Source organism: Rhizobium sp. RSm-3 (assembly GCF_001854685.1).
GTDB classification, from domain to species: Bacteria; Pseudomonadota; Alphaproteobacteria; order Rhizobiales; family Rhizobiaceae; genus Rhizobium; species Rhizobium ecuadorense.
In genome coordinates, this window is sequence record NZ_MAWZ01000006.1 from 144,541 (window position 1) to 157,602 (window position 13,062).

The 13,062-nt window shown below is 60.5% G+C and carries 9 protein-coding genes; 3 read left to right on the forward strand and 6 right to left on the reverse strand.

The window, feature by feature from the left end; genetic code table 11:
* Window positions 1–402 precede the first annotated feature (402 nt).
* Window positions 403–2,694 (forward strand): AAA family ATPase, encoded by a 2,292-nt coding sequence (locus tag BBJ66_RS09200; RefSeq protein ID WP_071086484.1) that lies wholly within the window; start codon window positions 403–405, stop codon window positions 2,692–2,694.
* Window positions 2,691–4,622: a UvrD-helicase domain-containing protein gene (locus BBJ66_RS09205; RefSeq protein ID WP_071086486.1), complete on the forward strand. Its 1,932-nt coding sequence runs from the start codon at window positions 2,691–2,693 to the stop codon at window positions 4,620–4,622. Before BBJ66_RS09200 ends, BBJ66_RS09205 begins: the two co-directional genes overlap by 4 nt.
* Window positions 4,623–4,766: 144 nt before the next feature.
* Here the strand turns inward: BBJ66_RS09205 and BBJ66_RS09210 are convergent, their stop codons facing one another.
* Complete coding sequence (locus BBJ66_RS09210; RefSeq protein WP_071086488.1) at window positions 4,767–5,267, reverse strand: GFA family protein; 501 nt, start codon at window positions 5,265–5,267, stop codon at window positions 4,767–4,769.
* A 135-nt stretch (window positions 5,268–5,402) separates the two neighbouring features.
* Window positions 5,403–6,299 carry a LysR family transcriptional regulator gene (locus BBJ66_RS09215; protein ID WP_071086490.1) on the reverse strand — a complete coding sequence of 299 codons (897 nt, stop codon included), beginning with the start codon at window positions 6,297–6,299 and terminating at the stop codon, window positions 5,403–5,405.
* Window positions 6,300–6,528: 229 nt separating this feature from the next.
* Here BBJ66_RS09215 and BBJ66_RS09220 point away from each other — a divergent pair, with 229 nt between their 5' ends.
* The gene (locus BBJ66_RS09220; protein ID WP_071086492.1) at window positions 6,529–7,725 is read left to right on the forward strand and encodes an MFS transporter; all 1,197 of its coding nucleotides are present in this window, start codon (window positions 6,529–6,531) and stop codon (window positions 7,723–7,725) included.
* A gap of 236 nt (window positions 7,726–7,961) precedes the next feature.
* Here BBJ66_RS09220 and BBJ66_RS09225 read toward each other — a convergent pair whose 3' ends face one another.
* Genes BBJ66_RS09225 through BBJ66_RS09240 form a run of 4 tightly spaced genes read right to left on the reverse strand, consistent with a single transcriptional unit; the run spans window position 7,962 to window position 13,026 of the window.
* A complete protein-coding gene (locus BBJ66_RS09225; RefSeq protein ID WP_071086494.1) occupies window positions 7,962–10,094 on the reverse strand; it encodes a beta-galactosidase in 2,133 nt (710 codons plus the stop codon).
* 13 nt (window positions 10,095–10,107) lie between these two features.
* The gene (locus BBJ66_RS09230; RefSeq protein ID WP_071086495.1) at window positions 10,108–11,253 is read right to left on the reverse strand and encodes an ABC transporter ATP-binding protein; all 1,146 of its coding nucleotides are present in this window, start codon (window positions 11,251–11,253) and stop codon (window positions 10,108–10,110) included.
* A gap of 37 nt (window positions 11,254–11,290) precedes the next feature.
* Window positions 11,291–12,142 (reverse strand): carbohydrate ABC transporter permease, encoded by an 852-nt coding sequence (locus BBJ66_RS09235; RefSeq protein WP_049735151.1) that lies wholly within the window; start codon window positions 12,140–12,142, stop codon window positions 11,291–11,293.
* Entirely contained in the window at window positions 12,142–13,026 is an 885-nt protein-coding gene (locus BBJ66_RS09240; RefSeq protein WP_071086497.1) for a carbohydrate ABC transporter permease, read from the reverse strand. The genes BBJ66_RS09235 and BBJ66_RS09240 overlap by 1 nt, the downstream gene beginning before the upstream one ends.
* Window positions 13,027–13,062 lie beyond the last annotated feature (36 nt).

Genomic DNA, 13,062 nt, shown 5'->3' on the forward strand with positions numbered 1-13,062 from the left:
GGGTGGGGTGTGGGGGTTGGGAAATGAGGCGGTTCGGGCGGGTTGTGGGATTAGGGTTTATGGTGGGTGTTTGGGTATGGTGAATGGATTGGTGTGGTGGACGCTGACGTCCTCACAGCCAGCCTGTTTAGAGATTTTGGTCTCACCAAGGGACTGCTCCGGAGGCAGGGAGCGGATCGGCCGCTTTCGAAAGGCGGCTATGCGCTAGCTTCCATTCCCGCTGAGCGGCAAAGGATGTGCAATCGAGCCGAACCTGAGCTCGCGTCAATCATTGTCACCGAGGCAGAAGCGCCTTGCGGTTAAAGCGCGGGCCGAAGGCACACGACACGGCACAAGATAATTCTATTAGTGATTGTGCTGGGGACTTTCTCTACGCTAGTATTCAAGCGGCGGGGGAAGCAGATGCATATCAAGTTTGTTGAAATTTCGAATTTTAGGAAGCTACAGTCCGTTCGTATCGAGCTCACGGAAGAGACCACCCTTTTCGTCGGCGCCAATAACAGCGGCAAGACTTCTGCTATGGAGGCCTTACGGCTCTTCTTGGTGGTCAAGCGCTTCTCTATCAATGACTTCACCCTTGCGCATTGGGCGACAATCAACAGCATTGGCAATGCGTGGCAAGCATTCGCTACAGCTGAGGAGGTTGAGACGGCGGCATCCTCCACGGAATGGGAGAGCATCTTGCCGACGCTCGACCTCTGGTTCCACGTCGAAAAGAACGAAATCCATCACGTCAGCCGCTTGCTGCCAACCCTAGATTGGCGCGACGGGCTGCTCGGAGTACGCCTGCGCTATGAACCCTCTGACGTGGGCAAAATGGCGGCCGATTATCTCGGTTGCCATCTCGAAGCTCAGTCTACCAAAACACAGGCAAAAGAAGCCGAAGGAGATGAGATCGGCGAGGTCAAACTCTGGCCGCAGTCCCTTCTTGAATATCTTGACCGTCGTTTACACAATCGATTTGCGATTAGGACTTATGCGCTTGATCCTGCCATGTGCGTCGCGCCTGAGAACGGGATAGCCAAGCCGCAACTCCTACCGATGAGTAGCGAAGCCATTGAAGACAACCCCCTCGATCGGCTGGTCAGAGTCAACGAGATCAATGCACAGCGCGGACTTGGTCAAGGCGCTCGCAATGCGGAGAGTGGCCACCCACGCCGGGTAACGGATCAGGTCCGCCACTATTGGGATCATCACCTAGACCCATCGGACCGGCCAATGCCGTCCGACCTAGTGGCGATGCGGGCAATTGAGAAAGCCCAGGAGCTCTTCGACAAAACGCTGAATACAACATTTGCCGACACGCTCGCGGAGGTGGGGGATTTTGGTTATCCAGGTCAGACTGATCCCGAAATAAAGATCTCCGCACGTATCTCGGCTACGGACACTCTCAACCACGATGCAGCCGTGCAATACGAGGTCGCGGCGGTAACTAGTGAGGGTGAGACAACCACAGTGCTGCGCTTGCCCGAGCACTATAATGGACTGGGGTATCAGAACCTGATCCTGATGTTTTTCAGGCTCGTCAGCTTCCGCGATAGCTGGATGCGTAAGGGAAAGATGGGGCGGTCTGGCACGGTGACCGACGCAGATGTTGTGGCTCCGCTTCACCTTGTTTTGATCGAGGAGCCAGAGGCACATCTGCATGCGCAGGTGCAGCAGGTCTTTATCCGCAAAGCATATAAGACACTGCGAAAGCATGAGCAGCTTGGAGACAACAAGGTGCTTCGCACCCAGCTGGTCGTCAGCACTCATTCCAGCCATGTGGCGCATGAGGCCAAATTTTCATGGCTGCGATACTTCCGGCGGCTTCCGGCGTCCAAAATTGGTGCAGTTCCCACATCGACCGTCATCAATTTGTCAGACGTATTTGGCCCCGTCAAAGAGACGGAGCGCTTCGACACCAGATATCTGCGCTCGACGCACTGCGATCTATTCTTCGCCGACGCAGTAATCTTGGTGGAGGGGCCAGCGGAAAAGATACTGGTCCCGCACTTCATCCGCTCGCACTTCGATTATCTGACCCAGTGCTATCTTTCATTGCTAGAAATTGGCGGGAGCCACGCTCATCGGCTCAGGCCTTTGATCGAAAAGATGGGGCTTTTAACCCTGGTTGTCACTGATCTCGATTCTGAGAATGATGCGGACGGCCATGAACAGCCTGCGAGGGGAAAGGGCCTGAAAACCGGAAACACAACGCTTAAGGAGTGGCTTCCAGCCCTCGCAGCGGTAGACGACCTTTTCAAGGCCTCAGAGGAATCGAAGACCAAGATACACGATCAGATTTTTTCTGTCCGTGTCGCTTATCAATGCCCGGTCAACATCACGCTGGATGAAACGCAGGTCGAGGTTCTGCCTAGCACGTTCGAAGACGCGCTGGCTTTCGCCAATCTCGCCTCGTTCGCCGAGATGGACAAAGCAACCGGTTTGATGGAGAAATTTCGCAAGGCAATCGTGGAGAACAAGTCGGGCGCGGCTTTGAGCAAAGCACTATACGATCACCTTCATAGCAACGCCAAGAAGGCGGAATTCGCGCTCGATCTCCTTGAAATTAAGGATCCAGAAACGCTGATTGTCCCGTCCTACTTGGGCGAGGGGTTGGGTTGGCTTCAATCGCAACTGCGCAGAAAGCATATCGAGATTTTGCCTCCGCCCATAGATGGCGATGACAACTCGAAGAAAGACTCCGTATGAGCGAGCTTGCGGTTAGTGACAACAATGTCGATAAGAGCGTGGACGAGGAAATTCGCGCGTGCCTCGATCCTGCAAACCCGAAAAGCTTTTTCCTCTACGCTGGGGCAGGCTCGGGAAAGACCCGCTCTCTCGTGGACGCGCTGAAGCACCTTCGGAAAAAGCACGGGCCGTCGCTATGGCTGCAAGGGCGGCGCGTCGGAATTATCACCTACACTAATGCCGCCGCAGACGAGGTTCGCAGGCGTGCAGAGTTCGACCCATTGATCGAGGTTGCGACCATCCATAGTTTCCTGTGGTCGCTGGTTTCGGGATACAATCACGACATTCGCGACTGGCTGAGGAGCAATCTTGCCCGCGAAATTGAGGTTCTTGAGGACGCGCAACGACGCGGCAGGGCAGGTAAAGAATCTGAACGGCGCGCCCGCAGCATCATCAGCAAGACTGAACGCCTCGCGCGTCTCGATGAAGTTCGGGCATTTACTTATAGCCCCGATGGGGAGAACCGCGGTCGCGATGCCCTGAACCACGCCGAAGTCATCAGCCTAGGCTCGACATTTATCTCCACTAAGCCTGCGCTCGGGCAGTTGCTCGTTAATAGATACCCGATCCTCTTTATTGACGAGAGTCAGGATACCAACAAGAACCTGATCGACGCGCTTTTTGCATTACAGAACGAAAACCAGGATCGGTTCTGTCTCGGCCTGTTTGGTGACATGATGCAGCGCATCTACGCAGACGGAAAACCTGGGCTTGCGGAACTCGTCCCCGACACGTGGGCGAAACCGGTCAAGGTTATGAACCATCGGTGCCGCGACAGAATTGTGAAACTTATCAATGAGATTCGAAAGCCTGCAGACGGTCAGCAGCAGCAGAGCCGCATTGATAAGGCGGGCGGGACTGTCCGTCTCTTCGTTGCGTCCAAGGACGCCAACAAAGCGGCAATAGAACGTGCAGCTGCAATTCGCATGGCTGACATCACGGGCGACCAGGAGTGGAAGGTGCCCACCGCCGTTAAAATGCTTGCCCTTGAGCATTTAATGTCAGCGCGGCGGTTGGGCTTCGAAAAATTGTTTGCCCCCTTGAACGCCATCGACAGGCTTAAGACGGGCTTGCTGGCGGGCACCCTGCCTGGGTTGAGGTTCTTCAGCCACGGAGTGATCCCGCTCGTGCAGGCACAACAGAGAGGTGATCGCTTCGCTGTCGCAGCTATTCTCAGGAGGATTTCGCCTCTGCTTAGCCCATTGGAGCTGAAGCGCGCCGGGGCTGACCAATTGGAGCAGCTCGACGCCGCGAGTCAGGCCGTTGACGAGCTGCTGCGCCTTTGGGACGGTGACGGCGATCCGTCATGTCAGTCAGTTCTTGAAACCATCGGCAGGTCGAAGTTGCTTGAGGTTCCTGAAGTCTTGAAATCGCTTCTGCCAATTGCAGGGGTCGGACATATAGAGTTTGAGCGCCTGCTAGCCGAAGCTGGAATTGAGCCCGATGAGCCCACCAACGAGGAAGGAGTTGAACAGAACGCCATTCTTGAGGCGTGGTCTCAGAGCCTGCAGGCGCCCATGAGCCAAGTTACGCTATATCAGGATTACGTGGAGGGTATTTCACCGTTCGACACGCATCAAGGCGTGAAGGGCTTGGAGTTCCCGCGCGTGATGGTCGTCATCGACGACGACGAAGCGCGTGGTTTCATGTTCAGCTACAATAAACTTCTCGGCACGACGCCCAAGTCGAAAACCGACTTGCAACATGAGGCAGCTGGCGAGGAAACGACGTTAGATCGCACCCGTCGCCTTCTTTACGTAACGTGCAGCCGTGCTGAAGAGAGTTTGCTGGTGATGCTGTACGCTCACAATCAGGCAGAGGCTACGACTGGAGCCAAGGCAACGGGATGGTTTGCGGACGATGAAATCGAGCTGATACTGGCTGCATAGACGCAGGGTGGAGCGTGTCCTTCGAGGCTCCGCCCTATGGGCTGCGCCCCCCAGGATTAGGGAGGTTGGAGGGTGCCGCGCCCAATAACGGGCGGTTGAAATGGCGCGGTTTTGCTCAGCTACTGTCATGCCGCCGCAATGGACTCAGCCGTCACGTCCCCTCACCGCCCATGCGCCGGTATCGTGATCGGGATGCTGGTTGCTGCTTCTCTTGATTGCCGCGGCCCAGTCGGCGCCGTTGGTTTCGGTTGCGCCGGTATTTTCTATCCCCGTGATCGTATCGAACCATGCCACCATGTTTTCGGTGCAGGTATTGGCATGCGGCGGGAAGGCGTTGGGATCGTCGAGCGAGCCGATCATCAGGTTGGTGCGGCCGTTTTCGCGGTGGTGGAAAAACAAGGGCGTGCCGCAATTGGTGCAGAAGCCGCGCTCGACAAGCTCCGAACTCTTCCAGATGCCAGGCTTGCCGCGTGTCCAGGTGAGCGCATCATCGGGTGCGGCGACGAGCGCGGCAAAGAGGTTGCCCGAGGCTTTCTGGCACATGCGGCAATGGCAGAGATGCGAATTGTCGAACATCGCGGTTGCGCGGTAGCGCACGGCACCGCACTGGCAGCCGCCGCTCACCTCCATCTCGATGCGTTTCATGTTTCTCCTCCTTCGAGAGGTGGGTTGGGCTTCATCTCTTTTAGGTTGTTGTTTTTTGATCGTCCAGCTCCCCAGAGGGCCTCATCCTGAGGCACCCCGCAGGGGCCTCGAAGGGCGCGGCGGGTGCGCGCAGCGTCAGAAATTTCTCTCTCGAAGCGCATCGGCGATGACTGAGAAGGCCGGGAGGTTTTGGCGGCGGCTGGGGTAATAGAGGTAGTAGCCGGCGAATTTCGGGGTCCAGTCGTCGAGGAAGAGTTGGAGGCGCCGTTCGGCAATGTGGGTTTCGACGTAGCTTTCCGGAACGAAGGCGATGCCGTAGCCTTGGAGGGCGGCGGCGACCATTTCGCGATCGGTGTTGAAGGTGAGCTGACCTTCCACCCTCACCCGGACCTCCTCGCTGTTCTTTTCGAACTCCCAGGCGTAGAGGCCGCCGATCCTGTCGAGACGCCTGTTGATGCAGTTGTGCTGCATCAGCTCCTGCGGCGTCGTCGGCACCGGTCTTGTCTTGAAATAATCCGGGGACGCGACGGCCACCAAGCGCCAGTCCGGCCCGATCCGCACCGCGACCATGTCCTTCTCCAGGCTTTCGCCGAGACGCACGCCGGCATCGAAGCCGTCTTCGACGATGTTGCGGAAGCTGTTGTCGACGCTGAGTTCCAGCCTGATATCCGGATATTCGCCGAGGACGGGGGCAAGCTTCGGCCAGACCACGCTCTCCATCGCATGGTTCGAAAGGGTGATCCTGACGGTGCCGGCCGGTTTGTCGCGATAGGCCATCAATGCCGCGATATCGGCTTCGATTTCGGAAATGCGCGGCGCAAGCGATTGCCGCAGACGCTCGCCGGCCTCCGTCGTCGCCACGCTCCGCGTCGTGCGTGTGAGAAGCCGCAGCCCCATGCGCGCTTCGAGCTCCTTGACGGCGTAGCTCAGCGTCGATTGCGCGACGCCCAATTTCGCCGCGGCCCTGGTGAAGCTGCGCTCTTCCGCGACCGCCAGGAAAAGCAGCAGTTCGTTGAAATTCTCGCGTGCCACGGGCGATATCTCCAGTCATTCCGATCCGGCGTAATTAACAGCCGATTTCGATAAGTCCATACGAATTGCGGCGGCTAATCCGATCTATCGATTGGTGCTATCTACTCCCGAAACAATGAGACGGGCATTCCGCCCGATCCGCCTTCCGGTTCACCGAGGGAACGGCGACGCCGGCATGGTTCGGCCGTCGCCCGTTTCCACGCACAGCCCCTTTTGAGGTGAAAGCCCGATGGACATCAACCACGACATGAGACTGCAAACCAGGACGACGCCGTGGGGCGCCGTTATCTGCATGATGCTGACCTCCTTCGTGCTCGTCGCGTCGGAATTCATGCCGGTGAGCCTGCTGACGCCGATCGCCGACGAACTGGCGAGCACGGCAGGTCAGGCGGGCCAGGCGATCTCGATCTCGGGCTTCTTCGCCGTCATCACCGCCTTGTTCAGCAATGTGGTCTTCGCGCGCTTCGACCGGCGCCGGGTGATCCTCTCCTATACCGTCGTGCTGGTGGCATCGGGCCTGGCGGTCACCTTTGCCCCGAACTATCTGGTGTTCATGATCGGCCGCGCCCTCATCGGCGTGTCGATCGGCGGCTACTGGTCGCTCGCGACGGCGATCATCGCCCGGCTCGCCGCCGGTCCCGACGTGCCGAAGGCCCTTGCCATGCTCCAAGGCGGCAGTGCGCTCGCCGCCGTGATCGCCGCACCGCTCGGCAGTTTTCTCGGCGGCCTTGTGGGATGGCGCGGCGCGTTCTTCGTCGTCGTGCCGATCGGCATCGTCGCCTTCATCTGGCAGGCGATCGCCCTGCCGCGGATGCCGGGCGGCAAGAGCGCGTCGCTCCGCAGGACCTTCAGCCTGATGAGCAACCGCAGCTTCGCCCTCGGCATGACGGCGATGATCCTGTTCTTCATCGGGCAGTTCGCGCTCTCGACCTATCTCAGGCCGTTTCTCGAAGACATCACCCATCTCGGCGTCAACACGCTGTCGCTGGTGCTGCTCGGCATCGGCCTTGCCGGCCTCGCCGGAACCTCGCTGATCCCCGCTATCCTGCGCGCGCATATGGCGCATGTGCTGATCGGCTTTCCGGCGGTGCTGGTGACGGTCGCCCTGGCGCTTACCGGCCTCGGTCCCTTCGCCCTGGCGACGGCCGGCCTGCTGCTTCTCTGGGGCCTGCTGACGACGCCGGTGCCGGCCGCCTGGACGACCTGGATGACCCGGACGATCACGCACCATCTGGAGGAAGGCGGCGCCTGGTTCGTCGCCCTCATCCAGTTTGCCATCACTTCAGGCGCATTCGCCGGCGGCCTGTTGTTCGATCATGTCGGCTGGTGGAGCCCGTTCGTGTTGAGCGCTGTGGCGATGGCGGGTTCGGCGGTAACTGCGGTGGGTGTGACGCGGGGGTTGAGGCGGCAGGCGGTGGCGGCTTGAAGCACGTCGCGATGAAAGCATGTTGGCCGTCGGTAAAGCCCGGCAACGGCCAACGTTGTGCCGAGTCCTGCCCCTCATCCGGCTGCCGCCACCTTCTCCCCGTCAACGGGGCGAAGGGGATTTGCCGCGACCTCTCCGTCCCTCGCCAACCTCTCGCAGGGCACGTCCCCTCGCCCCGTTTTTACGGGGAGAGGGTTAGGGTGAGGGGCAGTTTTCGGGCTCGCTGAGCCTTAGCCTCACCTCTCCAGCTCCACAATCGCACAGCCATAACCGCCAAGCTCCAGCGTGCCACTCACCGGCTTCTCCCCATCCAGCAGATCCCGCCCGGCCGGCACGCCGCCGATTGTCGCCGGCTGGTCGATGTAGTTCTGCACGAAGAGCAGCCGCCGCGCGTCGTTCATCCGCATCGTCACCTCCACACCTTCAGGCAACCCGCCGACCAGTGGTTCGATGCCGGCCTGGGGGAAGAGGCGTTCGGTGAGCGCCTCGGTCAGTTCAGGCGTGAGGTAGGTGCCGAGATAGACCACCTGCCCCTTGCCGACCTTGCGGGAGGTCGCCATTGCCTGGCCCTCGGCATAGCGGTTGGACCAGGCGGCGATCACTTCGACATCGCTGTCGATGGTCAGGTTTTCGTAGAAATGGCCGGCGGTGATTTCGCGGTTTCCGATCTTGAAGCGGCGCTGGCGGCGATGGGATTCGGCCGGTTTGTTCGGCGGGATGACGAGGCCGCCGGAGCGCTCCATGACGTCGAACAGGCCGTTGGCGCCCGGCGCTGTCAGACGGCCGAAATCCTCGACGCGTACGCCCGTCAGCTTCGACAGTGCTGTGCCCGGCGCGGTCTCGCGGATGACGTGATTATCCTCGTCGCGAGTGCCGGTGCGGGCGCCGATGACGACGGTACCGCCTGCTTCAGCGAAGGCTTCGAGCCTTGCCGTCCATTCGTCCTTCCACATCACCCAATGCGGGACATAAAAGAGCTTCAGCTTCGAGAGATCGTCCTCGGGATGGATGAAGCCGCAGGCAATGCCGCGGTCATAACAATATTGATGCATGAGGATCGCATCGTCCTGCGGGCTCGGCAGGCCGATCGGATAGGTCTTGTGGGCTTCCTGATTGTCGAAATCGGAGCCGGCGATGCCGACATCCATGCGCACATAGGTGCCGAGGATTTTCGGCTGCAGCGCGATCATCTCGGTCGCGAAGCGCTTGGCCTCCTCATAGCGATGGCGGCCGATATCGTCATGGTCGATGATGCCCATCCAGTAGATCTCGGCGCCGAAATGGGCCGGGCGCCAGCGGAAGAACATCAAGCCATCGGCACCGTGGGCGACCGAGGAGAGCGCCATGCGGCGAAGCTCCCCCGGCTCCGGTGTCAGCGTGCAGAAGCCCGGCTGGCTGCCGAAGCCCGACTGCTGCTCGGGCACGATGTAATTGCCGGAGAAGCCGCGGCAGATATCGAGATGCAGCGCCTGCACCTTGGCGTGATTGCCGAGCCGCATGAACTCGTCATAGAGCATCGGATAGATATCGTAGCCGACGAAATCGAGATCCTTGCTGAACTGGCCGCGGAAATCGATATCCCTGAGGCCGCCGAGATTGTGGAAGACGAACCAGGCGGGTTTCACCGCTCTGAGGATCTCGACCTGATCGTGCTGGAAGCGCGCCGTGGAGAAGGCGAGGAAGCGGTGATAATCCTGCAGGTGGCCGGGGCTCGGGAAGGTCGGGCCGAACTCGATCGGCAGCACCACCTGATCGAAACCGTCATAGGCGGTCGCCCAGAAATCGCCGCCCCATGCCCGGTTGAGCTTGGCGATCTCGCCGTAGGTGTCGGCAAGGTAAGCCTGGAATTCGCTGAGCGTCGCCTGGGAAAAGCTCTCCGGCATGCTGGTGTTCAGCTCATTGTCGGTCTGCCATCCCACCACATGCGGATTGTCGCGATAGTGCTCGGCCATCGCTTTGGTGATGCGCCTGCTGTGCTCGCGAAACACCGGGCTTGCCGTATCGCAATGCTGGCGTGAGCCGTGGCTCATCGGCCGGCCCTTGCCGTCGACCCTTAAGATTTCAGGGTGGGCCGCGGTCAGCCAGCGCGGCGGCGTCGCCGTCGGCGTGCACATGATCGTATCGATGCCGTGGCGCGCGAGGATTGATATGGCGCGGTCGAAGAGATCGAAATCATAGGTGCCGAGCTTCGGCTCGAGAATGTGCCAGGCGAATTCGGCCATGCGCACCACATTGAAGCCGGCCTTGGCCATGCGCTCGGCATCGCGCTCCCAATAGCTTTCATCGACATGCTCGGGATAATGCGGCGCGCCGACCAGGAAGCGGTCGGTCTTGACGGGGTTCCATACGGAGAGGGTCTTGTCGGACACGGGATGGTCTTTCCTATCTGTCGAGAATGGTCTTGCGGGCGCTGATCGTGCGGCCGCCATCTGGGGAAAAGAGATAGAGTTCGCGGGCGTCGAGCGTCAGCGCCACCTTCTGCCCGGCGGCAAAGGGCGCGACGTAGCTGAGCTGCACGGTGATGTTGCCGGTGCCGCTTTCCGAGGCGATGGTCTGGAGGTTGCCGGCATCGACATAGAGAATGGTTTCGCGGCCGAGATGCTCGACGAGCCGCACCTCGCCTTCGATCGCCCCGCCCTGCCCGCCGTCTGCGACCATCGATATGTTCTCCGGGCGTACACCGAGCGTCAGGCCGGCGCCCTTGGAAAGCGGCGTCTGCTCGGCGAGCTCCACCGTCACCGGCACGAGGCCGGGCGCCGAGACGGTGATGTGGCGGCCGGAGACCTCGTCGATGGTGACGCCGAGGAAATTCATTCGGGGCGCGCCGAGGAAGCCGGCGACGAAGAGATTGTCGGGATTGCGGTAAAGCTCCAGCGGCGAGCCGACCTGCTCGATGATCCCCTGGTTGAGGACGACGATGCGGCTTGCCATGGTCATCGCCTCCACCTGATCGTGGGTGACATAGACCATGGTGGCGCCGAGTTCGGCATGCAGGCTGCTGAGTTCGACGCGCATCTGAGTGCGCAGCGCCGCATCGAGGTTCGACAGCGGCTCGTCGAACAGGAAGACCTCGGGCGAGCGGGTGATCGCCCGGCCGATCGCCACGCGCTGGCGCTGGCCGCCGGAAAGCTGCTTCGGCCGCTTATCCAGCTGATCGGTGATCCGCAGGATCTTGGCGGCGCGCGCCACCGCCGCGTCGATCTCTGCCTTCGGCCGCTTGGCCATCCTGAGGCCGAAGCCCATATTCTCCGCCACCGTCATATGCGGATAAAGCGCGTAGGACTGGAAGACCATGGCGATGCCGCGATCGCCCGGCTCCTCGCTGCTGACGTCGCGGCCATTGATCAGGATCTGGCCGGACGAGATCGTCTCCAGGCCGGCGATCGATTTCAAAAGCGTGGACTTGCCGCAGCCCGACGGGCCGACCATGACGATGAATTCGCCTTGCGCCACGGAAAGGTCGATGCCGCGCAGCGCATGATAGCTGCCGTAATTCTTGTTGATCTGACGAAGTTCGAGACTGGTCATGTCCTGGCCCTCTCTTGTTGAAATAAAAGATGCGCGTTCATCCCTTCACCGCCCCCATGGTCAGGCCGGCGATGAAGTGCCGCTGCATCAGGAAGAACATCACGACGGGCGGCACGGCGACGACGATCGTGCCCGCGGAGATGAGGTTCCAGGCCGAGACCCATTCGCCGCGCAGATTGGCAAGGCCTGCCGTCACCGGCTTGACGCTGTCGCTGACGGTCAGCACCACGGCCCAGAAATAGTCGTTCCAGATGAAGGTGAAGATCAGGATGGCAAGGGCTGCGAGTGCCGGTCGCACCAGCGGGATCGCCACATGCACCAGCGTCTGAAACGGAGAGGCGCCTTCGGCGCGGGCCGCCTGGAACAGCTCGTCCGGGAGGGCTGCGATGAAATTGCGCATGAACAGCGTCGCAAAGCCGGTCTGGAAGGCGACGTGGAAGATGATCAGCGCCGCCGTCGTGTCGATCAGGTCGAGCCGCACCATCAGGTCGCGCACCGGGATCATCATGATCTGGTGCGGCAGGAAATTGCCGCCGACGAACAGCGCGAAGATCAGCATGTTGCCGCGAAAGCGGTAGCGCGACAGCACGTAGCCGGCGAGCGTCGAGAGAACAAGCACGCCGATCACCGAGGGAATGGTGATGATCAGGCTGTTGAGGAAATAGCGGGCCATCGGCGTCTGGGTGAAGACAGCCGTATAATTGTCGATGACGCCGATGCCGGTCGGCCAGCCCCACAGATTGCCGCCCATGACATCCTCGGTCGAGCGGAACGAGGTGAGGACGATCGCAAACAGCGGGCAGAGCCACAGCAGCAGCACGATGACGACGGCAAGCACATAAAGACGGCGCTGCCAGACGGCGGTCTCGGGAATGGGACGAGGATACATCAGCCTCCCCTCTCTTCGGTTCGGATGATGCGGCTGAGATACCAGACGATGAAGACGGCCATGATCACGAACAGCACCGAGGCGATCGCCGCGCCGTAACCGAAGCGGTAGGAGAAGATCGACTGCTCGAACATCTGGTAGGCGAGCACCGAGGACGAGCCGAACGGGCCGCCCGAGGTCATCACCGACACCATGTCGAAGGAGCGGAGCGCCCCGACGACGGTGACGGCAATGGCGATGAAGGTGACCTGCGTCAGCTGCGGCAGCACGATGTGCCAGAGCATGTTCCAGCCGCGCGCCCCATCGACCCGGCCGGCACCGATCAGCTCTTCGCTCAGATTGTTGAGGCCGGCGAGATAGAGCACCATGCAGAAGGTGACCTGCGGCCACAGGGCGGCGATGACGATGGCGAAGGTGACGAAATGCTCGTCCGACAGCACCGCCGGCGCCACCGCCCCGAACGCCTTGAAGATCAGCGCGAGCAGGCCGAATTCCGGCGTATAGACCCAGGTGAAGACGACGCCGACGGTCACCGAAGCGAGCACCAGCGGAATGAAGAACAGCGACTTCAGGAAGCGCATGCCGCGGATTTTCTGGTTGACCAGCAGCGCGATGGCAAGCCCGATCGGCGGCGCCGCCATGAACATGACGAGCCAGATGAGATTGTTCTTCAGCGACACGTAGAATTGCGGATCGTTGTAGAGTTCGACGTAATTGCCGAGGCCGATCCACACCATCGGGCCAAAGCCGTCCCAATCGTGCAGGCTGATCCAGACGCTGCGGACCGCCGACAGCAGGATGACGGTGGAAAACAGCGCGATCGCAGGCGCAATGAGCAGAGTCGGGGTAAGCCACCACCGTTGGCGGCGCCATAATGTCTGCATGTTCAGGACCTCAATTACGACAGAGCAAGCGGCGAA

Excerpts from the sequence above, each read along its gene's own strand:
- BBJ66_RS09235 (WP_049735151.1), bottom strand. The coding sequence starts at position 12,142 with ATGTATCCTCGTCCCATTCCCGAGACCGCCGTCTGGCAGCGCCGTCTT.
- BBJ66_RS09220 (WP_071086492.1), top strand. The coding sequence starts at position 6,529 with ATGGACATCAACCACGACATGAGACTGCAAACCAGGACGACGCCGTGG.
- BBJ66_RS09205 (WP_071086486.1), top strand. The coding sequence starts at position 2,691 with ATGAGCGAGCTTGCGGTTAGTGACAACAATGTCGATAAGAGCGTGGAC.
- BBJ66_RS09200 (WP_071086484.1), top strand. The coding sequence starts at position 403 with ATGCATATCAAGTTTGTTGAAATTTCGAATTTTAGGAAGCTACAGTCC.
- BBJ66_RS09230 (WP_071086495.1), bottom strand. The coding sequence starts at position 11,253 with ATGACCAGTCTCGAACTTCGTCAGATCAACAAGAATTACGGCAGCTAT.
- BBJ66_RS09240 (WP_071086497.1), bottom strand. The coding sequence starts at position 13,026 with ATGCAGACATTATGGCGCCGCCAACGGTGGTGGCTTACCCCGACTCTG.
- BBJ66_RS09210 (WP_071086488.1), bottom strand. The coding sequence starts at position 5,267 with ATGAAACGCATCGAGATGGAGGTGAGCGGCGGCTGCCAGTGCGGTGCC.